26 protein-coding genes (1 of these 26 only partly in view) are annotated in these 21328 nt (G+C 36.3%); 17 read left to right on the top strand and 9 right to left on the bottom strand.

Annotation, left to right across the window (positions count from 1 at the left end):
- On the bottom strand, positions 1-1185 hold the 5' portion of the coding sequence (tyrS, locus tag ACT5E3_RS04810) for a tyrosine--tRNA ligase (RefSeq protein ID WP_444997176.1). It extends 111 nt beyond the left edge of the window; the window shows 1185 of its 1296 coding nt (coding positions 1-1185); the start codon lies at positions 1183-1185; its stop codon lies beyond the left edge, outside the window.
- A 174-nt stretch (positions 1186-1359) separates the two neighbouring features.
- Between tyrS and ACT5E3_RS04805 the strand changes: the two genes are divergently transcribed.
- From ACT5E3_RS04805 to ACT5E3_RS04795, 3 genes are read left to right on the top strand one after another with little or no spacing between them, the layout of a single operon-like run.
- Positions 1360-2778 (top strand): OapA family protein, encoded by a 1419-nt coding sequence (locus ACT5E3_RS04805; RefSeq protein ID WP_444997175.1) that lies wholly within the window; start codon positions 1360-1362, stop codon positions 2776-2778.
- Positions 2775-3956, top strand: coding sequence for an anhydro-N-acetylmuramic acid kinase (locus tag ACT5E3_RS04800; RefSeq protein WP_444997174.1), 1182 nt, complete (start codon positions 2775-2777; stop codon positions 3954-3956). The genes ACT5E3_RS04805 and ACT5E3_RS04800 overlap by 4 nt, the downstream gene beginning before the upstream one ends.
- Positions 3934-4245 (top strand): TfoX/Sxy family DNA transformation protein, encoded by a 312-nt coding sequence (locus tag ACT5E3_RS04795; protein ID WP_444997173.1) that lies wholly within the window; start codon positions 3934-3936, stop codon positions 4243-4245. The genes ACT5E3_RS04800 and ACT5E3_RS04795 overlap by 23 nt, the downstream gene beginning before the upstream one ends.
- Before the next feature lie 13 nt (positions 4246-4258).
- Here ACT5E3_RS04795 and ACT5E3_RS04790 read toward each other — a convergent pair whose 3' ends face one another.
- The 4 genes from ACT5E3_RS04790 to ACT5E3_RS04775 all read right to left on the bottom strand — a co-directional run bounded on the left by ACT5E3_RS04790 (position 4259) and on the right by ACT5E3_RS04775 (position 6971).
- On the bottom strand, positions 4259-5128 hold the full coding sequence (locus ACT5E3_RS04790; RefSeq protein WP_444997172.1) for a pseudouridine synthase family protein: 870 nt from the start codon (positions 5126-5128) through the stop codon (positions 4259-4261).
- Between the two features lie 86 nt (positions 5129-5214).
- A complete protein-coding gene (gene erpA / locus ACT5E3_RS04785; RefSeq protein WP_444997171.1) occupies positions 5215-5568 on the bottom strand; it encodes an iron-sulfur cluster insertion protein ErpA in 354 nt (117 codons plus the stop codon).
- A 144-nt stretch (positions 5569-5712) separates the two neighbouring features.
- Positions 5713-6255 carry a bactofilin family protein gene (locus ACT5E3_RS04780; RefSeq protein WP_444997170.1) on the bottom strand — a complete coding sequence of 181 codons (543 nt, stop codon included), beginning with the start codon at positions 6253-6255 and terminating at the stop codon, positions 5713-5715.
- A gap of 11 nt (positions 6256-6266) precedes the next feature.
- The gene (locus tag ACT5E3_RS04775) at positions 6267-6971 is read right to left on the bottom strand and encodes a DUF6776 family protein (RefSeq protein ID WP_444997169.1); all 705 of its coding nucleotides are present in this window, start codon (positions 6969-6971) and stop codon (positions 6267-6269) included.
- Positions 6972-7271: 300 nt separating this feature from the next.
- On the opposite strand from ACT5E3_RS04775, the gene ACT5E3_RS04770 reads away from it, so the two are divergent.
- Both ACT5E3_RS04770 and ACT5E3_RS04765 read left to right on the top strand, forming a co-directional pair.
- Positions 7272-9050, top strand: a complete 1779-nt coding sequence (locus ACT5E3_RS04770) for a chloride channel protein (protein ID WP_444997168.1) — start codon at positions 7272-7274, stop codon at positions 9048-9050.
- A 91-nt stretch (positions 9051-9141) separates the two neighbouring features.
- A complete protein-coding gene (locus tag ACT5E3_RS04765) occupies positions 9142-9564 on the top strand; it encodes a CopD family protein (protein ID WP_444997167.1) in 423 nt (140 codons plus the stop codon).
- Positions 9565-9627: 63 nt separating this feature from the next.
- Here ACT5E3_RS04765 and ACT5E3_RS04760 read toward each other — a convergent pair whose 3' ends face one another.
- The gene (locus ACT5E3_RS04760) at positions 9628-10959 is read right to left on the bottom strand and encodes a hypothetical protein (protein ID WP_444997166.1); all 1332 of its coding nucleotides are present in this window, start codon (positions 10957-10959) and stop codon (positions 9628-9630) included.
- Positions 10960-11387: 428 nt separating this feature from the next.
- On the opposite strand from ACT5E3_RS04760, the gene ACT5E3_RS04755 reads away from it, so the two are divergent.
- Positions 11388-11792 (top strand): hypothetical protein, encoded by a 405-nt coding sequence (locus ACT5E3_RS04755; protein ID WP_444997165.1) that lies wholly within the window; start codon positions 11388-11390, stop codon positions 11790-11792.
- Positions 11793-11976: 184 nt separating this feature from the next.
- Here the strand turns inward: ACT5E3_RS04755 and ACT5E3_RS04750 are convergent, their stop codons facing one another.
- Positions 11977-12294 (bottom strand): hypothetical protein, encoded by a 318-nt coding sequence (locus ACT5E3_RS04750; RefSeq protein ID WP_444997164.1) that lies wholly within the window; start codon positions 12292-12294, stop codon positions 11977-11979.
- On the bottom strand, positions 12294-12665 hold the full coding sequence (locus tag ACT5E3_RS04745; RefSeq protein ID WP_444997163.1) for a hypothetical protein: 372 nt from the start codon (positions 12663-12665) through the stop codon (positions 12294-12296). The genes ACT5E3_RS04750 and ACT5E3_RS04745 overlap by 1 nt, the downstream gene beginning before the upstream one ends.
- 1280 nt (positions 12666-13945) lie before the next feature.
- On the opposite strand from ACT5E3_RS04745, the gene ACT5E3_RS04740 reads away from it, so the two are divergent.
- The 9 genes from ACT5E3_RS04740 (at position 13946) to ACT5E3_RS04700 (ending at position 19342) form a co-directional block, all read left to right on the top strand.
- Positions 13946-14218, top strand: coding sequence for a Tse2 family ADP-ribosyltransferase toxin (locus ACT5E3_RS04740; protein ID WP_444997162.1), 273 nt, complete (start codon positions 13946-13948; stop codon positions 14216-14218).
- Positions 14215-14463: a hypothetical protein gene (locus ACT5E3_RS04735; protein ID WP_444997161.1), complete on the top strand. Its 249-nt coding sequence runs from the start codon at positions 14215-14217 to the stop codon at positions 14461-14463. The genes ACT5E3_RS04740 and ACT5E3_RS04735 overlap by 4 nt, the downstream gene beginning before the upstream one ends.
- Positions 14464-14667: 204 nt before the next feature.
- Positions 14668-14991: a hypothetical protein gene (locus ACT5E3_RS04730; protein WP_444997160.1), complete on the top strand. Its 324-nt coding sequence runs from the start codon at positions 14668-14670 to the stop codon at positions 14989-14991.
- A 199-nt stretch (positions 14992-15190) separates the two neighbouring features.
- The gene (locus ACT5E3_RS04725; protein WP_444997159.1) at positions 15191-15514 is read left to right on the top strand and encodes a hypothetical protein; all 324 of its coding nucleotides are present in this window, start codon (positions 15191-15193) and stop codon (positions 15512-15514) included.
- Positions 15483-15995: a hypothetical protein gene (locus tag ACT5E3_RS04720; protein WP_444997158.1), complete on the top strand. Its 513-nt coding sequence runs from the start codon at positions 15483-15485 to the stop codon at positions 15993-15995. Before ACT5E3_RS04725 ends, ACT5E3_RS04720 begins: the two co-directional genes overlap by 32 nt.
- 321 nt (positions 15996-16316) lie before the next feature.
- The gene (locus tag ACT5E3_RS04715) at positions 16317-16550 is read left to right on the top strand and encodes a hypothetical protein (protein ID WP_444995703.1); all 234 of its coding nucleotides are present in this window, start codon (positions 16317-16319) and stop codon (positions 16548-16550) included.
- The gene (locus ACT5E3_RS04710) at positions 16540-16908 is read left to right on the top strand and encodes an ExbD/TolR family protein (RefSeq protein WP_444997157.1); all 369 of its coding nucleotides are present in this window, start codon (positions 16540-16542) and stop codon (positions 16906-16908) included. The genes ACT5E3_RS04715 and ACT5E3_RS04710 overlap by 11 nt, the downstream gene beginning before the upstream one ends.
- Before the next feature lie 144 nt (positions 16909-17052).
- Complete coding sequence (locus ACT5E3_RS04705) at positions 17053-18618, top strand: IS1182 family transposase (protein WP_444997156.1); 1566 nt, start codon at positions 17053-17055, stop codon at positions 18616-18618.
- A gap of 217 nt (positions 18619-18835) precedes the next feature.
- Positions 18836-19342, top strand: a complete 507-nt coding sequence (locus tag ACT5E3_RS04700) for a hypothetical protein (protein ID WP_444997155.1) — start codon at positions 18836-18838, stop codon at positions 19340-19342.
- 85 nt (positions 19343-19427) lie between these two features.
- Here ACT5E3_RS04700 and ACT5E3_RS04695 read toward each other — a convergent pair whose 3' ends face one another.
- On the bottom strand, positions 19428-19898 hold the full coding sequence (locus ACT5E3_RS04695) for a group II intron maturase-specific domain-containing protein (protein ID WP_444997154.1): 471 nt from the start codon (positions 19896-19898) through the stop codon (positions 19428-19430).
- A 329-nt stretch (positions 19899-20227) separates the two neighbouring features.
- Here ACT5E3_RS04695 and ACT5E3_RS04690 point away from each other — a divergent pair, with 329 nt between their 5' ends.
- Together ACT5E3_RS04690 and ACT5E3_RS04685 are read left to right on the top strand one after the other, a co-directional pair.
- Positions 20228-20617, top strand: a complete 390-nt coding sequence (locus ACT5E3_RS04690; RefSeq protein WP_444997153.1) for a hypothetical protein — start codon at positions 20228-20230, stop codon at positions 20615-20617.
- Positions 20618-20854: 237 nt separating this feature from the next.
- Positions 20855-21295, top strand: a complete 441-nt coding sequence (locus ACT5E3_RS04685; RefSeq protein ID WP_444997152.1) for a hypothetical protein — start codon at positions 20855-20857, stop codon at positions 21293-21295.
- The last annotated feature ends 33 nt before the right edge of the window (positions 21296-21328 follow it).

Genomic DNA, 21328 nt, shown 5'->3' with positions numbered 1-21328 from the left:
ACCATTTACACTAATCGCATTTTGCTGAATGAATTTTCTAGCCTGACCGATAGTCACTTCGCCTCGAGGTGTTAAGGCTAAACCTGTCTCGACGAGTAACTCAAGAAGCTTTTTTTCTCCCTTTTTAATTTGAGTTGTTTGCAAACCATCCATTGCTAACTGTGCCAATTCTTTCTCTGATAGTTCATCAAACGCACCGGAGAACAATGCGTGAGTAATTTTCTCAGCAGCACTTAATCCTTCTTCACCATGAACTAAACGGGTCACTTCTCTGGCTAAAACTCCCTGAGCAGAACGACGGCCTTGTGCTTGTTCATCATCCTTTTCTATTTGTAAGATAGTCTCTTCATTTAAAAAGGTGAAATAACGCAAAAATTTATAAACATCGGCATCAGCAGTGTTAATCCAGAATTGATAGAAAGCATATTGACTCGTTTTATCAGGATCAAGCCAGATAGTGCCACTTTCCGTTTTACCAAATTTAGTCCCATCAGCTTTGGTTACTAAAGGTAAGGTCAGCCCAAATACTTGTTCTCTATTCATCCGCCTGGTCAAATCAATACCACCAGTGATATTCCCCCACTGATCGCTACCACCAATTTGAATTGAGCAGTCGTATCGTTTATTTAGTTCTGCAAAATCATATGACTGGAGTATCATGTAGGTAAATTCGGTAAAAGAAATCCCTTCACCTTCACGATCGATTCTTTGCTTGACTGACTCTTTTTGAATCATGGCATTAACCGAGAAATGTTTACCGACATCACGTAGAAATGATAAAACATCAACGCCTTGTGTCCAGTCAAGGTTGTTAGCAACCACTGCCGAGTTTTCGCCACAATCAAAATCAACAAAGCGGCTGACTTGCTTTTTAAGGCTTTCTACCCAACTTTTTACTGTATCTTCTGAATTAAGTTGACGTTCGGCAGCTTTAAATGAAGGATCACCAATTAATCCAGTTGCCCCACCAACCAATGCAATTGGCTTATGTCCATATTGTTGAAATCGTTTTAGTGCTAATAAAGGCACCAGACTACCAATATGTAAACTATCAGCCGTAGGATCAAAGCCGCAATAAACAACCTTCATTCCATCAGAAAGATGTTTTTTAAATTCATCTTCGGCGGTCATTTGTTGGATCATCCCTCTCCAACCTAAATCTTGAATTAAATCTTGTTCTGACATATTTTTACCAAAAAGCGTTTTAAATAGGTTGATAATCGCGACATACTACAGTCTTGATCAGAATCCCTCAATTAGGGAATTTTATATGATAATTACAGTCTGATATTATTGACCGCAATATCGCAAAAAAGTTATCGTAAGCGCGCATTTTATACGGAACTCAAACGAAGTTGTATGATAAAACAAGATTACAAACCACAAAATAACCAAGAGTTCTCAAGAAGCTCTCTAAAATCAAGCTTTCCTAAATGGTTAACACACCCGTTTTTAATCATTGGCATGGCTGTTTGTATTTTACTACTTGCTCTTGTGTTATCTGATTCGGATAAAAAATCAGACGCCATTTTGGTTGTTGAAGAAGTCAATAATATTGTTGAACAAAAAAAGCGCTACAGTACTCCTGTAGAGATTAACCTTGAATTAAAAAACAATACCGCAACTCAACCTCAAGCAACGCCAATAGCCGCTTCCCCTGTTTTATCTGTACAAGACGAGTGGTTGTCGGAGTCAGTTAAAAAAGGCGATAACCTTTCTCTCATATTTAAGCGTATAGGTCTGACGCCACAACAAGTTCATCAAGTTATTACACTTGATGATAATACTCAGCTTCTAAAAAGATTAAAGCCAGGCGAAGTTATTTCATACAAACTGGATGATAACAACAATTTGTTAGCATTAAAGTACATTATTAACATTCAGCAAACTTTATATATTGATCTCTTAGATGAACAACTTAGTAGTCGGATAGAAAACAAGTCTATCGAGTATCGGACAGCTTATGCCCAAGGAAAAATAGATGACTCACTTTTTATGGCAGGAAAAAAAGCAGGGCTAACAGACACTCAGGTTATGCAACTGGCTAATATTTTTGATTGGGATATTGACTTTATACTCGATATTAGAAAAGGTGATTCTTTTTCTATGCTGTATCAGGAAGAGTATGTAGAAGGCGAAAAAATAGGCAATGGTGCTATTTTAGCCGCTGAATTTATAAATCAGGGAAAAAGGTTTTCAGCTGTTAGATATACCGATGAAAAAGACAATAGTAGTTATTACACTCCTCAAGGCTTAAGTATGAGAAAGGCATTTTTGAGGGCACCTTTAAAATTTTCTTATATTAGCTCTAACTTTAAACCTAGAAGATTTCACCCTATTCTTAAACGCTGGAAAGCCCATAAAGGCATTGATTACAGGGCATCTACCGGCACCCCAATTCGCGCAGCGGGAGACGGCCGAGTAATTGCTTCAAGCTATTCGAAATATAATGGAAAGTATGTATTCATTCAACATGGACAAGGAATAGTCACTAAGTACTTACACATGTCTCGTCGGGCTGTCAGCAAGAATAAACGAGTTAAGCAAGGCCAAGTCATTGGGTATGTTGGCGCCACAGGTTTAGCAGAAGCCCCTCATTTACACTATGAATTTTTAGTTAACGGCGTTCACCGTAACCCCAGAACGGTGAAATTACCAAAAGCAAAACCAATTGATAAAGCTGAAAAAGATCGTTTTCTTAAAACAACAAAGCCGTGGATCGAACAGTTAGCATCAAGAAATCAACTATTAAATAATGAGGAAACCATTGCCCCATGAACCAAAATAATGGGCAGAATTCAACCAATCGAAATGTGCCGCTATATATCGGCTTAATGTGTGGAACTAGCATAGATGGTGTTGATGTTGCTTTGGTAGACTTTGGACAAGTTCAATGTGAATTGATCGACTCTTATTTACACCCTATCAACCCAGAAGTAAAAGCAAAACTTCGTTCTTTATGTAGCCTTGCCTGCGCAGAAAACCATTTAACGGGATTTGAACATAGAATAGAGTTACTTGGCGAACTCGATAATCAGATGGGCTATGTCTTTGCAGAAGCCGTTAATCACCTTCTAAAAAAGCGTTCTATTTCCAAAGATGACATTGGTGCAATAGGCAGTCATGGACAGACTATTCGCCACCAGCCAGCACAAAACTCTCCCTTTACATTACAAATTGGCGACCCTAACATTATTGCTCATCAAACAGGTATACAAACTGTCTCCGATTTTAGACGAATGGATATGGCCGCTGGAGGCCAAGGCGCACCACTTGCCCCTGCATTTCATAATGCAGCAATGCGAAGTCAAAAAGCCAATAGAATAATCTTAAATTTAGGAGGAATAGCGAACATTACATTACTCCCCAAAAAATCATCGCAGTCGGTTATTGGTTTTGATACAGGAACAGCCAATACATTACTTGATGTTTGGTATATGCATAATCACCCACATGCTCAAGATGACTTTGACAGAGACTCACACTTTGCTTTACAAGGCACCTTGCAACTCGATTTACTTGAACAACTTTTGAGTGACCCATACTTTCAGTTGCCTCCCCCAAAAAGCACTGGTAGAGAGTACTTTTCAATCGAATGGTTGTTTGAACAGCTCCAACACCTTAAAACTCAATATACACCAGCAGATATCCAACGAACTTTATTAGAGCTAACGGCTGTTAGCGTCAGTAATGCCATTTTAGGTTTAAACTTAAATGGCTATGAAGTGTATACTTGTGGTGGTGGAACTCATAATCCTTTCCTAATAGAAAGACTAGAAGTGCATTTAAAAACTCAAATATTACCAACAGATGTCCTTGGAATTAGTGGTGACTACCTCGAAGCAATGACATTTGCTTGGTTAGCCCACCAAAGAGTCAATCAATTACCAGGAAACTTACCTTCAGTCACTGGTGCCAAAGGCTATAAAGTGCTTGGGGCCATTTATCATCCATAAGATTCAATCAACGCCAATTAGCCAGCTAAGAAATTTAGGTCCAAGCAGCGCTAAAATACTGGCTAAAATTAATGTTAAAACTTTACAGGACTTAAAAAATAAAAGTCCTATACAATGCTTTGCCGAACTCAGGCGTTTAAATAATCAACCACTCAGCCTTAATTTGCTTTACGCAATGCTGGGCGCTATTGAAAATAAACATTGGACAGAGTATAAAAAAATGAAAGGTGAGTTGCTCATACAGCTAGAAGGTATTAGTGAATTAGATAATTTATTTAATAAAAAATAACAGAAAACAAAAGCTATTCCTTTGGCGATATTAAATCATAAACTCTTAATTGCTGAGTAATAGGACACTCAAAACTCAAATAACAAGATTGGAGTTGTAAATCAGGAAGCGAGTTAACATTCGTGTGCTCTATTATCTTGCTATCACTTTGGGTATATAAACGATCCCCCAAAATAGAAAATCCTAACCCAAACAAATGTTTTCTTATTTGATGCTTTCTCCCTGTTTCAATTTTTAACAATAAATGGCTCAAATTGGCTTGTTGTTCATATTGAACATTTAAAACCTTAGTCTTCGCAGTTTTACCATCAATTTCTTGATTAATACAACTCAATTCAAGCGTCTTTGGAAACTGCCCTATTACCGTTGCGCGATAATGTTTATTAACTAGTCGGTTTTCAAACATCGAAGCCAACTTTCTCATAATCTTTTTCTGATGCGCAACTAATATTAATCCACTAGTTGCCCGGTCTAACCGATGAACTAAATAAGTAGGCCTTTCGGTTAATTCATTCATTTCAATCCAACGGCAAATTGATGAATGATCTCCCCACTTTGTACCTTGCGAAAACATTCCAGAAGGCTTATTCCATATACTATAGGCACCTTCATCAGCAATTAATACCGCAGGCTTAATATTCTGACTCAATAATTTCTGATTAAAATAGAGATGTAACTGATCCCCCGCACAAAGTACTTTTTTAGCACGTCTTAGTCGTTCAGTTTTAGTATTTCGTGTCAACCAAACGGCGCCACAGCGCATAGCTACTTTAAGCTGCTGCTTGGAAACTTGTGGGCAATGGGCAAATAGAGAATCGATAGCCAATTGTTCAGACTTTTCAATCAACCAGTGCGCTTCAAATGTTAAACTATCGTTTTTCACTGGTTCTTTCAATAATATAGGCTAGTTAAAACGCGGAGTTGTGTGATTAAATAAAATTTATAAGATTAGGTAACATTGATTAGCTATTAAATTGAAAAAGAGGAACCACAGCCACATGTTGTGGTTGCATTAGGATTTTCAACCACAAACCGAGAACCATCAAGATCTTCTTTATAGTCAACTTTTGAACCGACTAAATACTGAAAACTCAGCGCATCAACAACTAATAAAACCCCATCTTTTTCAATCACCATGTCATCATCCGCTTTTTTCTCATCAAATGAAAAGCCATACTGAAAGCCTGAACATCCGCCACCAGTGACATACACTCGAAGTTTAAGCTCTAAGTTTTCTTCTTCAGTGATAAGCTCTTTCACTTTTTCGCTTGCCGCTTGAGTAAAAATGATAGGACTAACTTTAGCGACACCTGAATCTGACATTTCCACGCTCGAATTATGATAAATGGGTCTGGAGAGAATTATTCACTAAAGAGACCTCCAACGCAATCAAGAAATTGCAAGTAATAGCTAACAACTATTAACTTACAATTTCATATGACTTATTAATACTGCTAGCCAACGGCACTAATCAACTTCAGGTTCTCTTCGAAGACTTGACTCATGCGGCAATTCCACACTATGACCATCCCTTTGCGCTTCCATATTTAATGCTTCTTCACTAGGCTTATCTACAGGAGCAGGTTTAGCCTCTTCCTTTGGCTTCGTTTTCTTTTGATGCGATATCAGTTTAGTTTGTTCTTCCTTGTGCAACATTTGTCCGTTAACTTCAGCACCCATCGCCATTTCAATTAACTTATAATAAACATTGCCTTCTATTCTTGCTTCTGACATCAACTCAACATGCTCAAGCGCATGTACATCGCCCTTAACACGACCAAAAATCAAAATATGAGGAACATTGATTTCCCCTTCAATAAAACCATTTTGACCGACAGTTAACAGAGAACTTTCAAATTCGTCTGCTGTAACATCTCCTTTCACATAACCATCTATATAGAGCACACCAGTAAAGTTCACATTGCCTAAAATTTTGGTCTCTCTACTAATTAAAGTATCTGCCGCACCAGCTTTAGCGCGCGGAGATGACTTCTTTTTACGACCTAACATTCGTATTTCTCCTAACTATTCCAGTTAACTTGTTTTTCTGCTGTTTGATTTTTACGTAATCCATGAGTTCTAGCTTTAATAACAACTTCCTCAGCAATAAAGCCTTCAGGTAAAGAAAGCTCACCTTCAATATTTTGAAAATACCGAAACTGAAATTGAAAGTGCTTTGCCTGAAATGTTCCCAACTCTTTAAATGAGTAAACTTTGTCAACGCCAGCCAACTTACCTTTCAATTTTAGATCAACGTTGCCTTTTAAGAATTGTTCTTGTTTGCCAGCCTGAGTCAGGACTAACTTAAAACGAGGACTATTCTTTTCTGAATCTTCAATTATATCAAACTCCGCGATAGTTAAACCCTGTTTATCTAACTCTGGCGCCATAATGTTCCGATAAAAGCGAAGTTCTGACTCCAGCTTATTTTGTACACTCTGCAGCCTTTTGACGGTTTCAACTAACTGCTGGCTAGACTGATTATCCACTTTAGCAGACTGCGTCTGCATCACTAAATCTTCATTGACTTGTTGATAAGCACTTTGAAACTTCTTTAACTCTTCTTGTAAAAAATCAGCTCGTTTAATTGCTTCTTGACGTTCAGCAGCAGAAAAGTAGCGGCCTGCCACATAACTGACAGCCAGTGCAACCAAAACAACTATTCCCCAACCAATATACCAAGCCAAGGTTTTTTGTTGTGTAACTATTAATCTCGAACCACTCATTAATCGCCTTTATCTTTGTAAAACTCTCACTCAACGGCCTAGTGTAACCCGAACAAGCGCTAAAACCTAACTTTGTTCAATAAAAAACGGTTAAAATCACAGAAATCAAGGTTTTTATTTGTCTTTTTTATCAATAGGTTATATGCTGTTCTTAAAGTCAATTAGACAAATTTACAAGGATACTTTGAATATTCAATGATATCACTAGCCCCAACTTTTTATCTTGATGAACATTCAAAATGTAAATTTTATCTACAAATACAACCCAATCTAAAACATAGTTTGAACATATAAAGATTAATGTCATTCATTGAAACTATAAGATTAAAACTCGGCAGCCTCAACGCTTTACCAATCTTAGCGGTTATGGGATTACTCAGCGGCCTATTAGCCGGTGGGGTTGTTGTACTATTTCGTTTATTTATAGAAAGCGGCTTTATCCTTTGGCATACCGGTGATGGAACAGAAAAACTAGCAACGGCCCCTTGGTGGTTCAGATTATTTTTACCTTTACTTGGCGGCTTTTTAGTTGGCTATGTTCTGCATAAAGTCGGAAAAGAGAGAAGGCAAGTTGGCGTTGGTCACGTTCTTGAAAGAATGACTTTCCATCAGGGCTATATTTCTTGGCGTAATGCTGTTGTCCAGTTTTTAGTCGGTGGACTTACCATAGCCACCGGACAATCAGTTGGGCGAGAAGGTCCTAGTATTCATTTAGGTTCAGCTGCAGGCAGTTGGATTGGCCAACAAATGAAACTACCCAATAATAGCATTCGCATATTGGTCGGTTGCGGCACAGCAGCAGCAATTTCTGCCAGTTTTAATACTCCATTAGCTGGTGTTATTTTTGCTATGGAAGTCGTTATGATGGAATATGCCGTTAACAGCTTTATTCCGCTAATACTCTCTTCAGTTTCGGCAGCTATTTTATCTCGTATTGTATTCGGTAATGATGTTGCCTTTATTGTTCCATCACTTGATTTGGCCTCTCTTTGGGAAATTCCTTACTTTATTTTATTAGGCTTAGTTATCGGTACCATTGCGAGTGTGTTTATAATGTCTACTCGCCTTCTTGCAACCAAAACAATCAGCTGGCCAAGCTGGTTAAAGTGTGGAACAGCAGGCACCTGTGTTGGCATCATTGCGCTGGGAGCTCCTCAAATCATGGGGATTGGTTATGACACGGTTAACGCAGCCTTACATAGCAGCCTTCCGATTCAAGTTCTTGCTATAGCATTTGCAGGTAAGCTACTAGCCACCATTATTTGCTCTGGTTTATCTTTGCCGGGCGGGGTCATTGGTCCAGCAATGTTTATTGGTGCAATGGTCGGAGGTTTATTAGGTTCTATTGGCGCAATTATTTTGCCTGGGTATGCATCGGAATATGCTTTTTACTCAATGATAGGCATGGCTTCTATGATGAGTGCTGTTTTGCAAGCCCCTTTAGCAGCGTTACTAGCTTTACTCGAACTGACAAATAATCCAAACATCTTGCTACCCGGCATGCTGGTGTTAGTGATCAGTAATTTAGTCGTATCACAATTATTTAAACAACCTTCCATCTTTCAATCACAAATGAGTGTCAAAGGACTAGAGCTAAAAGTGAACCCTCTCTCTCAATTTCTTCGCAGCTTTAGTGTTGCCGGCCTTATGGAGAGGAAAATAGCAGTGAGCGACAAAATTATTACTTACCAAGAAGCTGAAGCTATTTTAGAAGGCACACCTAGATGGATTTTAATCAAAGAGGAACAAGTCCCTAAATCGCTCATGGCAGCTAATGACCTTGCCCGATATTTTATTGAACAAAAAGAACTTGAAGAAGCCCGACGGCAACAAGCAGAAGAACAAGAAGAATACACTACAGAAGAAAAGAGTGAGATAGATCTGCTTAGTATTCCAGCAGACAGAAAAGACATTGCCGCCGTCTATTTGCAAGGCAACCTGGAACAAGCCCTTGATACCATGGATAGAGAGGAAGTTGACGCAGTCTATATTTTTAGAACAACCGCCCCCATGACAGACAAAATCTATGGCGTTTTAACTCGCGAAATTATCGAATCTCATTATAGTTATAAAAAATAATTAAAACATTGACTCTCAGGTAAAAACCATTTGCTCAAACTTTAACTTATACCTATCATGTAGCAGAATTCAGAAACACCCTATAAATACCATGACTTATCTATATATTAAAGCTTTCCATATCATCTTTTTTACAAGTTGGTTTGCAGGACTATTTTATCTACCACGCATATTTGTCAATTTAGCAATGGTAAAAGACGACACCACATTTCAACACTTATTACTAATGGCTAAAAAGCTCTATCGTTTTGTTACTCCTTTTATGTTTATCACGGCAATATTAGGTGGCTGGATGCTATATTTGAACCCAGGCTTATTGAAAGCAGGTTGGATGCACGCCAAACTATCATTAGTGGCAATTTTAATTGTTTATCACATCATTTGTGGTCAGTACTTAAAAAAGTTTATGCTCAACCAATCGACCAAGGGTCATGTTTATTACCGTTGGTTTAATGAGTTTCCTGTCATCATTCTTATATTGGTTGTTATTTTAGCCGTCACTAAAGTATTTTAGGAGCAAAGTATTTTAGGGGCAGCTAAAAATCGCTAAAATAAAACCAGTACTTCTCTAGTCTTTTTACTCTTCAGTTTTTCTGTCTTCTTTATAGACTTCAAACTTCACTATTTGTGTTCTTGCCAAAGGAATAACCACTTCACCTTTTTGTTTTCTTAGCGTAATCCATAACGATTTAGGAGATGTTTTCTTAAGTTTTCCTTCGTAAACCATACCATCATCACGAGTTGCTCGAACTTTAAAATCAATATACTGTTCGGCTCGACTAATTATCACATTTTGATAAGAACGCGTAACGGTCACCATTTTATAACGGGATTTAGTCGGATCTTTTTCGGCTCTTTGAACCAGTTCTTTATTCGCTATGTCAGAAAAATTCTCAGGCGTCCAACCATCAAAAAACTCTGTGACAGGTTCACCATCGACAGCAACTCTTAAGCCAACTTCAGAGCGCAACTCATCAAAGGTATAATACTTTAACCCTTCAAAATCAAAACTTGCTTTAGGTTGAATAAACCAGAGCAAAGCACTTTCAGGCTTAATAAAATTGAGATAAGCCTGTTTAAAGCTTTCTTTCATATCAATACCTGACTTAGACATCATTTCATGCACCTTTTTTTCATGGCCTGCATAATACTCATCGGTCGACACATTTTCTTTAGCTGCACAGTATTCCGCTTTTTTCAGGTTATAACCTTGATCTTTGATACGTAATTCTAACAATGACAAATTAGGCGAAATAATATCCGGCTGATTTTGTCCAATCGCTCGCTCTTCCATTGATTCAATCCAACCTAAAACACCACCAATATTGACCTGATATTCAAGATTTAAAAGCTCTTCAATATCAACGGAGCCATTCAGTACAACACTTCCGCTATATTTATCTAGCATATAAAACTCTTTGCTTGAAAATGCTAAATAATCGTAACCCATACTTTCCATTTCTTGGATTCCAATACGGTCTATATCGCCACAATAGGCAGCAGATAATAAATCGAAACTATCTGGCGTTTGATTATTCTCTAGGGCTCTTAATAAAGACGAGTTAAACGGAACAAGGACATCTTGCAAAATTAAGTGAGCATTTTCAGGAAGTTTATTATGACGCACATTAGACTCAAAAAAGGCCAAATCATAGAGACTACCAACAAACAACCTTAACTCGCCAATTTCAACACTCGTACTTAACGAGTGTATATAAACAGAAATAGAGTTGAGTTTGACTTCACCAGAAAGGCCAATGCGAGCAGACTCATATTTAAAATCAGCAAATGGCGCTATCACTCTAGCAAAAGAGTTCACATCTTTTTCTAACTTCCACTGGGCTGTCAGCATGGTGATTGCCACTAAAACAATAACTAATAACAAAAATTTGATTAAAAACCTTAGCATAATCGATGTTTCCCAGTTGAAATAAAACCTATTTGAGTCTTTAAAATATTAGCCTAAATAGCTAATTATATTAGGAATTTAAAAAATTGTAGGGATATCCTACCTTTTTGCTGCAACAAATACAAAAAGAGCCCGAGTAATTTTTATGTAATGTGAAATGAATAATCAAAAATTGCCAAATTTTGCCATTAATATCGCTATTTTTATTGTATTAACAGTCCCTTATTGGTTTAGCAGCTCCAAAATAGACTGACAACGACATTGGTCAAATAAAGGGAAACACTCTATTTCCATTTTATTGGCTATACTGAATAAAATATAGCCACAACAACATTAACGCACAGTGAGAACTGTTGGTCTAAAAGATAAGAGTAATAACAATACCATTAAAACAGGATCAAGCTGTGTTTTGGTTGACGATGTAAACAATGGACAATCAAGCATTATTTAAAAATCTAAAAGCACTCGAAGACGCCTCATTTCCGAAGCTCTGTAGTAATTGTGATACTGAGTTTAAGAATGAAAAAGATTATATTGAAAATACTATTCCCTATAGTGAATCATCAGGGTTTACAGAATCTAAAGACAACAATGGAAAAAGCTACATTAAATTAATGCGAAAATGTCAATGTGGCACGCCTGTACTCGACCATTTTAGCGATAGAAGAGATGTCTCGCCTAAAGGCGAACTTAGACGTCAAGCTTTTGAAAAAGTAGTCCAAAGCTTAATAGACAAAGGTCTCTCTCGAGAACAAGCGAGAAAAGAATTAATTAGCCATATGCACAATAAAAAAAGCAAACTGCTGGAACAAATGGGAATATTTAATCGGTAATTACTTTACCCCCAGTGACTTATAATACTTACGAATGATTGAATAGTTCTTGGTGTTTGTTGGTTAAATGTCTTTCGTGGTAACTGACAAAAATAATCATTGTGTCACCTTGGCTTTTAAGAAATATTCAACACTGTCAATTTGAGTAACTTCGTCAAAATTAAAAGCCTTTTATGTTGCCGGGTTATTCCTCCCGGCGTTCATCTATGGTTTCAGTTAATAGTTTTAATTTTTCTTTGAGTTCTGCGGCAATAATCGTCTGTGTAGTTGATTGCTTTAAATCAGACTCATTAATGCCAAAGTTTTTTTTCAAGTTATCATTAATCATTTGCTCCATTTGTGCGTAGCTGAGCGCGAGTGAATAAATCAGGTTTTGTTGGTCATGGTTAGATGGGTATTTCACTAATGAACATAAAAAGCACGCGGTCATATCCATCACTTCTCTGGCACATAATAAAGTGTTTTCAACTTCTTGCTGTTTGAAAAATATTTTTTGACTCATTAGTAGCACCCTCGATTTGGCGAAGGTGTTATTAGGGTTTGTTTGCCACTTTGAACCTCATTGATAAATTGATTCACAAAGCTCACAAAGTCACATTTAACTAAGGGAACATTAATTAGCATGTCAGTGTTGTATTGGTAGTTGAATATATCAATACCCATTTGGTTAAGTTGTAAATTAAAGCGGTGTTCCATTTGAAAGTAATTACAACAAAGAGAGTAAATTTGATACTGCTCTTTACTGGTGTTGAGCTTTGTTAAGTAAGTGCCGAGCAGTTCACCGGAAAGCCCTAATAAATTTCTGGCATCGATGAGTAGTTGTTCAGTTTGTTTTTTAAATTGATTTGAAAAATCGTTGGGTGGTAATTGCATTTGTTGAATTCCTTTTGTGTTTCTTTTGCTAACAGTTTTGTGTGTTGGTTTTAAAAAACTGGTCATACTGCTTATGAATAAACTTATGAAAAAAACTTCCAAAAACAAGCTTTTCAACTGACCAGAAAAGGAGTGAACGCTTTTTTTGCACTCGAAAAAAATAAGCCGATCACCATTAACCATGCGTTTGCCCAGCTTCTCAAACTGGGTTATGACGAATTGTTTTAAGCTAACCTGTGGCTTTATTTGGGCACAGCAGTGCTTTATTTGAATATCTCAAATATCAAACAATGCGTCTGAAACGGGTTAAAATGGTACTAAATAGTTATTTTTTTCTTTAAGAAACAAAAGGTTAAATGTAAGATATGTAAACAGGTGATAATAGAAAGACACCTGAGGTGCTTGAAAAACTGGGCTCGCGCTGTTAGCGACAAAGCTTTATAATAAAGATAAGTCATAGTTATGTCCTCTCGTAAGGGTAACTGTGGCCAGTCCTGAGTAGCAGTTGCCGCTGCTACTTTGGGCGCTTTAATGGCCAACTAACTTTTAAGTTAATGGTTTATTAATTTGCAACTGGTGAGTTGTTCAAATTTTATTTCTTTGTCACTGTTTTTTACAACAGTTAAAACTCAATTCAAACCACCCAACTCTTGCAAAACGATCAACAAATTTAACGTCGATTGCAGGAGAAATACTATCATAAAAGAGCGGTAAAAACCTAAGAAAAAATTAGAAAAAACAACGTTTTTATTTTGGATATTAATGTGTGATTTCTTATGCTTTTTTGATAAGCCTCAATTTCAGAAATAGACTTTATTTTTTATTTGTTGATAATATTATTTTTTCACTGCTTATCATTTTTAGCTTTTATTTTGGAATTTTTATATTACTTGATAGTTTGTAGCAATCAAGCTTAGGAGGTATAAATTGCTTAAGGCTTATTTAGCAGATTGAAATAAAATAGTGAACTGAATTTGAGATATTTACCGATTTTTAGTAAAGCAATTTATTTCCACTTTTCGCTATACATCTTTTGATGTAAGCTTGTAAAATAACTAGATAAGTGAGAACTATGGTAGGGACTATGTATCTTTACTGCATATAATGAGCATTGGACAAAAACTCACCATAAACCCAAGGAGAAAGTGTAATGACAATCGTCAATCAGGATTTTTATATCTTTCCAGAAGGAAGTATACCGCGTCGGTAACTCTGGAAGCCACAAACTCACGGCGATTCGTGTCGGAGAGATAACTACCTACGAATTGAAGGGTGTGAAAATGGTTGTTGCAAACGGACAAGGAGTTAGTGTATTTACACTACAAGGAATAAAAGATGAGGGGTTGACTGGTTATGCTTGGCTATTCGATAAAGGTACCAGGGTCGAGCAGGGTTTAAAACTTATTGATGATAATAAACCTGAACATTATACGCTCGCTCCAATGAGAAATATGCCTTTAGATGAGTATAAGTCTCTATTAGAAAAAATGGGTATTAAGTGCTCGAAATATTTAAAATTAAATAAAGACGGATCAATTGTGAGGGTTGCATGACTACTGTAAGAACTATAAATGTTGAATTAACCTCTGATGAGGCAAAGTATATCCTTCATGCTTTAAAAGAGTTTAAAGAATCTTGCTCAGCAAAAGTTAAAAAAGATGAAGAAGGTGATGATGATCTTACTCATATGTATGCAAACGATGTGATGCAAGCCCGTATGATCCACCAAAAAATATTTGACATAGCTACTCCAGCATTTAGTGAGGAATCTCTAGTTGTATCTTATGAACTTTTATAAAAATGCCTAACAAAACTTTTGCGGAAGAATTAGGCAGTACTTCGGTTTCCTCAAAGCTTGGCGTTATCTATGACGGAGAGTTTTAAATGAAAGAAGTCATAGCTCGTAGATACCACATCTCCAAGCCAGCTTTTTTTTAAAATGTCGATAAAATAATTTAGCAAAAAGTGATAGGATAAAATCAAAGTCATAATAGTTAATTGTATGGCAAACTCTAAAGCACATATTCCAGACTTAAGATCATATGCAATGCACCAAAAAGCGAGTGAGATTTTACTTCGGTCACCGGAACGTATTGAAGAAATTCATCAAACATTGAAACACTGGTCTTCTATGCAAGATACCCAAGCTCAAGGCTGGGCACTAAAATGGATGGAAATGATTGATGGGCTTTCTATAGAAGATATTGCCATGCTTATTATAAAAAAAGGTGAGGAAATGGACTTCTTTCGAAAGAGCAGTCCTTTTTCGACATTACTCTCTGAAGAAGAGCGTTTAAAAATTATAAAGGAATTTAATTATGAATAAGCACCTAACATAAGAGGTTCACAACAAACTTAATTTGAGATATTTAATTATGTTTAGTAAAACGACTTATTCTTGCTTTTCGATATATTCTTTTTAATGTAGACTCATATAATAACTAGAAAAGTTAAAAACGATTGTAGGGATTAACTATCTTTACTGCATATAATAAGCGTTAGCTGGCCCTTAAAACTGAGAGCGTATGGTAGAAATTGGCTTATATACATTAATCTTTATACTTTCAATAGCAGTGATAGCTGTTAGTGTTTATGCTGCTGGCATAGAGGGTAATATTGTTCATTTGGATAATGATAGAGAGCCAAGTGCTGGCGTGTCTTTATTCGGTTACATTTTATTTCCAATATTTTTTGTTGGTGTAGCCTATATAGGTAATATGTTGTTTTATGGTTTAGGTTGGTACATAAGCTTTGGCTTGTTTTCACTTATCTTTCTTTATTCAACTTTTACAATCCCAAGACGTGTAAAAAAATACAATGCTTTACTTAAGCAAAGAAACAGTAGCTAACAAACGGCTCCAAATCAATGGGGTCAGCTCGTTAGTTACTGACAGAGTTGGCGTCTTTGATGAAGCCATGCGATGTAAAAATTGGCAGGCATGGAAAAATAGTCGAGAAATATCCTGGTGCATTATTAAAGGTGGCAAATGCATGATTAAGCGCGAAGTATTAATGCCTGTTGAGCTTGTAGAAGAAATTTCACAAATCGTACACAAAGAAGGCTACAGGGCTTTGACAGAGGCATTTCCTAATACCGATGTTAAGCCACCTATTTTTCTTAGCAATGAAGAAGCCGAAGCTCTCATTAGCTTGGCTATTATTGAAAAGGAAAAAGCCGGGCTTATGTATCCGTATTATGATGATGAGCACCCTCGGTATAGTGAAGAACATGAAGAAAGGTTCGATGATATACAAATGGGTATCTATGAAAAAACTATTTATTACGTTGAATCTGCGTTTAAAAAAGGTCAGTTTGATCATCTTATATAAAAGAGATAGGACAGCCGTTTCTTATATTCTCTTCCTTGATAATGATGCAACAACACTACTCAAACAAGTAGCTTAAGTCAATAGATTTTGTAGTTGAGAAGCTTAATATTTATAACTCATTGATTTTGCAAAGGAATAAAAAGTGCACTTGTATTTAATTGCAGTTAATCTGATTAAATACGAAGGCTTGACATAGCTGTAAAGTTAGGTAAGTATTTGATAATGATTAAAAAAACACAATGCAGTTAAATGGTTGTTTGAGTATTAATGAGATTTACTGCATAGAATATGCTGTTATATGTACAAGATGAATAAGTCTTTATGAATGAGCCGAAAGATAGAGTTGTTATCGCAAGTGATGTAAGTTCAAGGGATGGTGTTGGCGTAGAAATATATCGAGATGATGTACTTGTTGCTGAAATATTCCGAGATGACACAGATAGGACTCGAACGATAACACTCAGTAAAGATAGTATTTCGTTAGAATTAATGGAAGAATTCATTCAAATATTTAAGAAAAATATAGATTGGGATTTTATTGATTATGACGAATGATTTAGAAACATATAACCAGACGCAGCAGCAGAAAAGAGACTGCTGTGCTGAGCGTTATGCACTCAAAAACATGAAGAAGATTTTTATAATAGTTGGATTATTGCTTCTAGCAAGTTGTAGCGAAGACCGACAATACTTGACTATTACTATGGACGATGGAAAAGTTTATCTAAACTCAAAAGTCGTAACAGACTTAGAAAATGCATTAAATTCTGCATCTTGTTCGAATGAAGAAAAGGTTGTGCTTCGTGCAAAAAAAGGAGTTTCCTTTCAGGAGTTAGAACAAGTTCTGAAGCAAATATCAAATGCCGGTTGCAAAGAACAACTAGAGCTTGAAAGAATGAAGAACAATGCATAACAAGAAATTGGAAGAAACGACGCATAAAACGCGCGTCTCAATTAGGCGTTGAGGCTGTAGAAAAAGCCGAAAAGATCGCAATTTGAGATCAAATAAATTATTTAAAAGTCGTATAATTAGTCATCGACATCGAGGGAGTTTTCAATGGCTAATTTTATCAAATACGATTACAGGCAGGATGTGATGCTTGTTATTAATTTCGAAGAGCAACTTCAGCCTGGAACCTTCGAATATGCCATTCACTATCTAATAGATAAAAAGCTAGACCTTTCAGTTTTTCATCCTAAGTTTAAAAACAATTTCACAGGGCGTCCAGCTTACGATCCCGCCATATTACTTAAAATAATTTTATTCGCTTATTCAAAAGGCATTACATCGAGTCGAGAAATCGAATGGTGCTGTAAAACTAATATTATTTTCAAAGCACTTACTTGTGATTCAGTACCACACTTTACAACCATTGCAGGTTTTGTGAGTAGTCGAAGTGAAGAAATTGAAACACTATTCGAACAAGTGCTTTTAGTTTGTCATGAGCAAGGCTTATTAGGTAACGAGTTATTTGCGATTGATGGCTGTAAACAATCATCAGATGCAGCTAAAGAATGGTCTGGCACTTTTAAAGAGCTAGAAGAAAAGCGAGCCAAAATCAAACGTCAAATAAACTATCATATCAAAGAGCATCAACACTTAGATAAAAATGAAAGTAGAGATAAAGAACAAGTCAAACGTGCAGAGCAAACGATTGAAACTTTAAATAAAGCATCAGAAAAAATAGACAACTTCCTAAAAAATTCTGAGCCAAGGATGGGAGAAGGTAAAAGAAAAAAAGAAGTTAAAAGCAATATTACTGACAATGAAAGTGCCAAGATGACAACAAGTAAAGGCACTATACAAGGCTACAATGGGGTTGCGACAGTTGATAAGAAGCACCAAGTCATAATAGATGCTCAAGTATTCGGTGCAGGTCAGGAACACCATACCCTTAAGCCTGTTCTCGAAAAAGTAAAAGAGCGTTATCAAAGGCTTAATATTAGTGATGATATTTATGCAAGTCGTGTGGTTGTAACCGCAGATACAGGTTTTGCTAATGAAGCCAATATGAAATATTTATATGAAAACAAAATCAACGGCTACATTCCCGACAATCGTTTTAGAGAGCGTGACCCAAAGTTTGCAGGGCAAAAAAAGAAGTATGGGAAACGACATCAAAAAACGAATAAAAACATGATTAAAGTTATCCCTTCGACTGAATTTCAATATGACCCAGTCAACAAAACTTGTAGTTGCCCAGCAGGGGAAAAAATTAGTTTTCATGGAACACGACAAGATCAAAATGGAAAATTTAGAGACTACTTTCAAGGTCGGCTGTTACAGTGTCGTCATTGTCTGCTGAAAAATCAATGTATGCAGCGACCTGAATCAGCAAATCATCGACAAGGCAAAGGAAGACAAGTTTCATTTTTACTGAAATCCAATGCGACTAACCAATTTACCGATTGGATGAAGGCTCGAGTTGATAGCAAAGAAGGCAAATTAATTTATAGTCACAGAATGTCAGTTGTTGAACCTGTATTTGGAAATATAGGAACCAATAAAGGGCTAAATCGATTTAGTTTACGTGGAAAAAAGAAAGTGAATGGTCAATGGAAATTATTCTGTTTAATACAAAACATAGAGAAACTAAAAAACTACGGAGAACTGGCCGCATAAAGAACTTATGGAGATAAATTACAGCGGTCAAACACGACAGAGTTTATATTTGTACACAAAATAAACTGGATAAGCACTTAATATATAAAAATTTGAAATTATCCCAAAATACAGGCAAAGTGAGTTCAAATTAATAAAATAATTGGCTGAGTGAAATAGTTTGTCTAAAATAGACTTTTTCTACAGCCTCGTTATGCAGTTCTAAAAGGTGAATCCCGTGAAACGAAGTGAAGTTAAAGACGTTCATGAAAATTCTGTTCTAAAAGGATTTAAGAGTTTAAGCGAACTCAACGGTAATATTGTTGAAATATTGAGTAAGCCAGAACCACCAGATGCAATAATTACAATAAATGGTCAGAAAACTTGGATTGAAATTACAGATGCTTTTATAACGCTAGAACATGCAAGGAGTCTAACTTCTAAAGTTGCAGAAGATAAAGAGTGGATAAAATCAACACCAGTTTTAATAAATGTCGATTGTTTTAATGAAACTTTAAAAGGTGTTATTAAAGAAAAATATAATAAGGACTCAATACAACGAGTCTATAGAGAATATGGATCCGGGATTTTGATTGTAGGTTGTTTTAGTCCTTTTCATTACCCAATTCAAGAAAACCTTGAAGAGCTTATTAGTACCATTAAAGACATTTACTCTTCAAATGAACAAGTGTTTAACGAAATTTATTTGTATGATTATGACTACAAGCCTGTAAAGGTGGTGTAACAGCATAATCGGGTAGCCGGAGGTCTCTAACCTCCAGCCCCCACACCACCCTGCATGCGGTTCCGCACAGGGCGGTTCACTTAACTTACCCGTTAGGGTAATGAACTTTAATCCATCCTGCTCTCAACGAATATAACCCCTCCTTAACTAAATAATCGTTACCAATTGCTTGATTGATACCCGGTGTTTTGGAACTACGCCAAGGGCCTTTGCTTGTGACCCCACAACCAACAGCCGCTTGGAGCCTGACACCACGTTTTAATAGATTGGCGACCTTAGTTCTTGGTTTTCGCCACTGTCTCCAATAACACATTCGAACTCTGCGTCTTATCCAGTGATCAAGATCGACACAATCTTGGTAAGCGTTAGCGATACCAAAGTAGTTAATCCAACCACGCAGATATAAACTCAATTTATGCAACTGATAATGCATACTGACGCCCCAGTTTCGGTTTGTCAGAACACGCACTTGTTGCTTAAATTTGTGTAGCGTTTTCGGGTGCCATTTGATTTTACCGTTGGAAAAAGTAAAACCTAAAAACTGACTTTGGCTCACTTTAACTACTTGGCTTTTATCGGGGTTTACCACCAACTTTAAGCGGCTTTCAAAGAAACAAAAGGGGGCGGGTTCATTTAATAAAAAATATGTAACTTATCACTATAATTATTATACAATGAACCCGACCCCTTGCTTTTTTCTTAGCTTACGAACTTTATAATAAATTCAATTTGAGATATTTAATTATGTTCAGTAAAGCTGATTTATTTTCACTTTGTGGTGTGCCTATTTTATTGTAGACTCATGAAATAATTAGATAAGTTAAGAACTATGGTAAGGGTTAACTATCTTTACTGCATATAATAAGCGTTACGTTTAGGAAGATTATGAAGTATTTTGTAAGTCTCATCATAGGTGGAGCAATAGCTTATATTCAAAACATACCTTCGGAAGCTAGCTCAGATTTTGCGTTAGGATTTAAACCTGTAATGGGGCATTATGTACTGATTGTAGTATTCTCTATTGTTGCAGGCTTCTTTGTGAGTTATCAACAAAACAAAAGCCCTGAAGAGCCAGCAGGTGGATTTTGGAGGTTTGTAGATAATTTTATTGTTATTTTAACTGCTGCGATTGGCATTGGAGTATTCGGAGTTATGAATGATAACGATAATTTCATGAGCTTAATTACACCATACTTCAGCTTTAGCTTGGCCTCGGGTCTAGTTGCTGGAAAGCTCTTTTTTATATTTAACAACAAAAACTTAACAAAAAAATGAAAATTGAAGCGAAATAATTAATAGGGTCAGTGTATTTGATTTCTCTAAACTAACCTAAATTGCAACAAATAGAAAAGCAAATTGAGTTTGAGATATTTATCGATATGCAGTAAAGCAATTTATTTCCACTTTGTGGTGTGCCTATTTTAATGTAACTCATGAAATCATCAGATAAGTTAAGAACTAAGCAGGGAGCATATGTTTTTACTGCATTTAATCAATATTAAGTTGCAAATTATGAAAAAACTATTCTCTTTAATTGTTGGCCCACTTTTTCTATCTGGATGCGCTATTGGGCCCCCCATAATGCCAAATATGTCACTTTATATTAAAGAGGGGTTGTGCCATTTGAAAATACAGGTTCCAAATGGAGAGCGAGTATTTAATTGGCATGGAGGGGGATATTTTCGAGGGCATAATGACTACGAAGTAATCGTCTCTAGTGACAGTCCTAACGTAGACAGCAATCACTTAAGTGTATTTTATATTTTAAAAAACAATAAAAAGCAAATATTACTGCACTCAGACAGCAAGTTAACTTTTACTGAGCGTAAGGCCGTTGTTGAATTTTATGATCTTGAACGACAAAGTATGGAGATAAATGGTTCATATCAAATATATCCTAAACAATACGATGAAAAACGTAACGATAAACTACAACAAATTAAAAAGCCTTAAGCTCGTTGGGTTGCAACCCAACCTTGCTACGAT

Source organism: Aliikangiella litoralis (assembly GCF_052495765.1).
This window is presented reverse-complemented; position numbering and strand designations above follow the sequence as displayed.

Excerpts from the sequence above, each read along its gene's own strand:
- ACT5E3_RS04750 (WP_444997164.1), bottom strand. The coding sequence starts at position 12,294 with ATGAGTCAAAAAATATTTTTCAAACAGCAAGAAGTTGAAAACACTTTA.
- ACT5E3_RS04740 (WP_444997162.1), top strand. The coding sequence starts at position 13,946 with ATGGTTGTTGCAAACGGACAAGGAGTTAGTGTATTTACACTACAAGGA.
- ACT5E3_RS04720 (WP_444997158.1), top strand. The coding sequence starts at position 15,483 with ATGCTTTACTTAAGCAAAGAAACAGTAGCTAACAAACGGCTCCAAATC.
- ACT5E3_RS04755 (WP_444997165.1), top strand. The coding sequence starts at position 11,388 with ATGGACAATCAAGCATTATTTAAAAATCTAAAAGCACTCGAAGACGCC.
- ACT5E3_RS04715 (WP_444995703.1), top strand. The coding sequence starts at position 16,317 with ATGAATGAGCCGAAAGATAGAGTTGTTATCGCAAGTGATGTAAGTTCA.
- ACT5E3_RS04800 (WP_444997174.1), top strand. The coding sequence starts at position 2,775 with ATGAACCAAAATAATGGGCAGAATTCAACCAATCGAAATGTGCCGCTA.
- ACT5E3_RS04760 (WP_444997166.1), bottom strand. The coding sequence starts at position 10,959 with ATGCTAAGGTTTTTAATCAAATTTTTGTTATTAGTTATTGTTTTAGTG.
- ACT5E3_RS04735 (WP_444997161.1), top strand. The coding sequence starts at position 14,215 with ATGACTACTGTAAGAACTATAAATGTTGAATTAACCTCTGATGAGGCA.
- ACT5E3_RS04730 (WP_444997160.1), top strand. The coding sequence starts at position 14,668 with ATGGCAAACTCTAAAGCACATATTCCAGACTTAAGATCATATGCAATG.
- ACT5E3_RS04775 (WP_444997169.1), bottom strand. The coding sequence starts at position 6,971 with ATGAGTGGTTCGAGATTAATAGTTACACAACAAAAAACCTTGGCTTGG.
- erpA (WP_444997171.1), bottom strand. The coding sequence starts at position 5,568 with ATGTCAGATTCAGGTGTCGCTAAAGTTAGTCCTATCATTTTTACTCAA.
- ACT5E3_RS04685 (WP_444997152.1), top strand. The coding sequence starts at position 20,855 with ATGAAAAAACTATTCTCTTTAATTGTTGGCCCACTTTTTCTATCTGGA.
- ACT5E3_RS04765 (WP_444997167.1), top strand. The coding sequence starts at position 9,142 with ATGACTTATCTATATATTAAAGCTTTCCATATCATCTTTTTTACAAGT.
- ACT5E3_RS04770 (WP_444997168.1), top strand. The coding sequence starts at position 7,272 with ATGTCATTCATTGAAACTATAAGATTAAAACTCGGCAGCCTCAACGCT.
- ACT5E3_RS04745 (WP_444997163.1), bottom strand. The coding sequence starts at position 12,665 with ATGCAATTACCACCCAACGATTTTTCAAATCAATTTAAAAAACAAACT.
- ACT5E3_RS04710 (WP_444997157.1), top strand. The coding sequence starts at position 16,540 with ATGACGAATGATTTAGAAACATATAACCAGACGCAGCAGCAGAAAAGA.
- ACT5E3_RS04805 (WP_444997175.1), top strand. The coding sequence starts at position 1,360 with ATGATAAAACAAGATTACAAACCACAAAATAACCAAGAGTTCTCAAGA.
- ACT5E3_RS04780 (WP_444997170.1), bottom strand. The coding sequence starts at position 6,255 with ATGTTAGGTCGTAAAAAGAAGTCATCTCCGCGCGCTAAAGCTGGTGCG.
- ACT5E3_RS04725 (WP_444997159.1), top strand. The coding sequence starts at position 15,191 with ATGGTAGAAATTGGCTTATATACATTAATCTTTATACTTTCAATAGCA.
- ACT5E3_RS04705 (WP_444997156.1), top strand. The coding sequence starts at position 17,053 with ATGGCTAATTTTATCAAATACGATTACAGGCAGGATGTGATGCTTGTT.
- ACT5E3_RS04690 (WP_444997153.1), top strand. The coding sequence starts at position 20,228 with ATGAAGTATTTTGTAAGTCTCATCATAGGTGGAGCAATAGCTTATATT.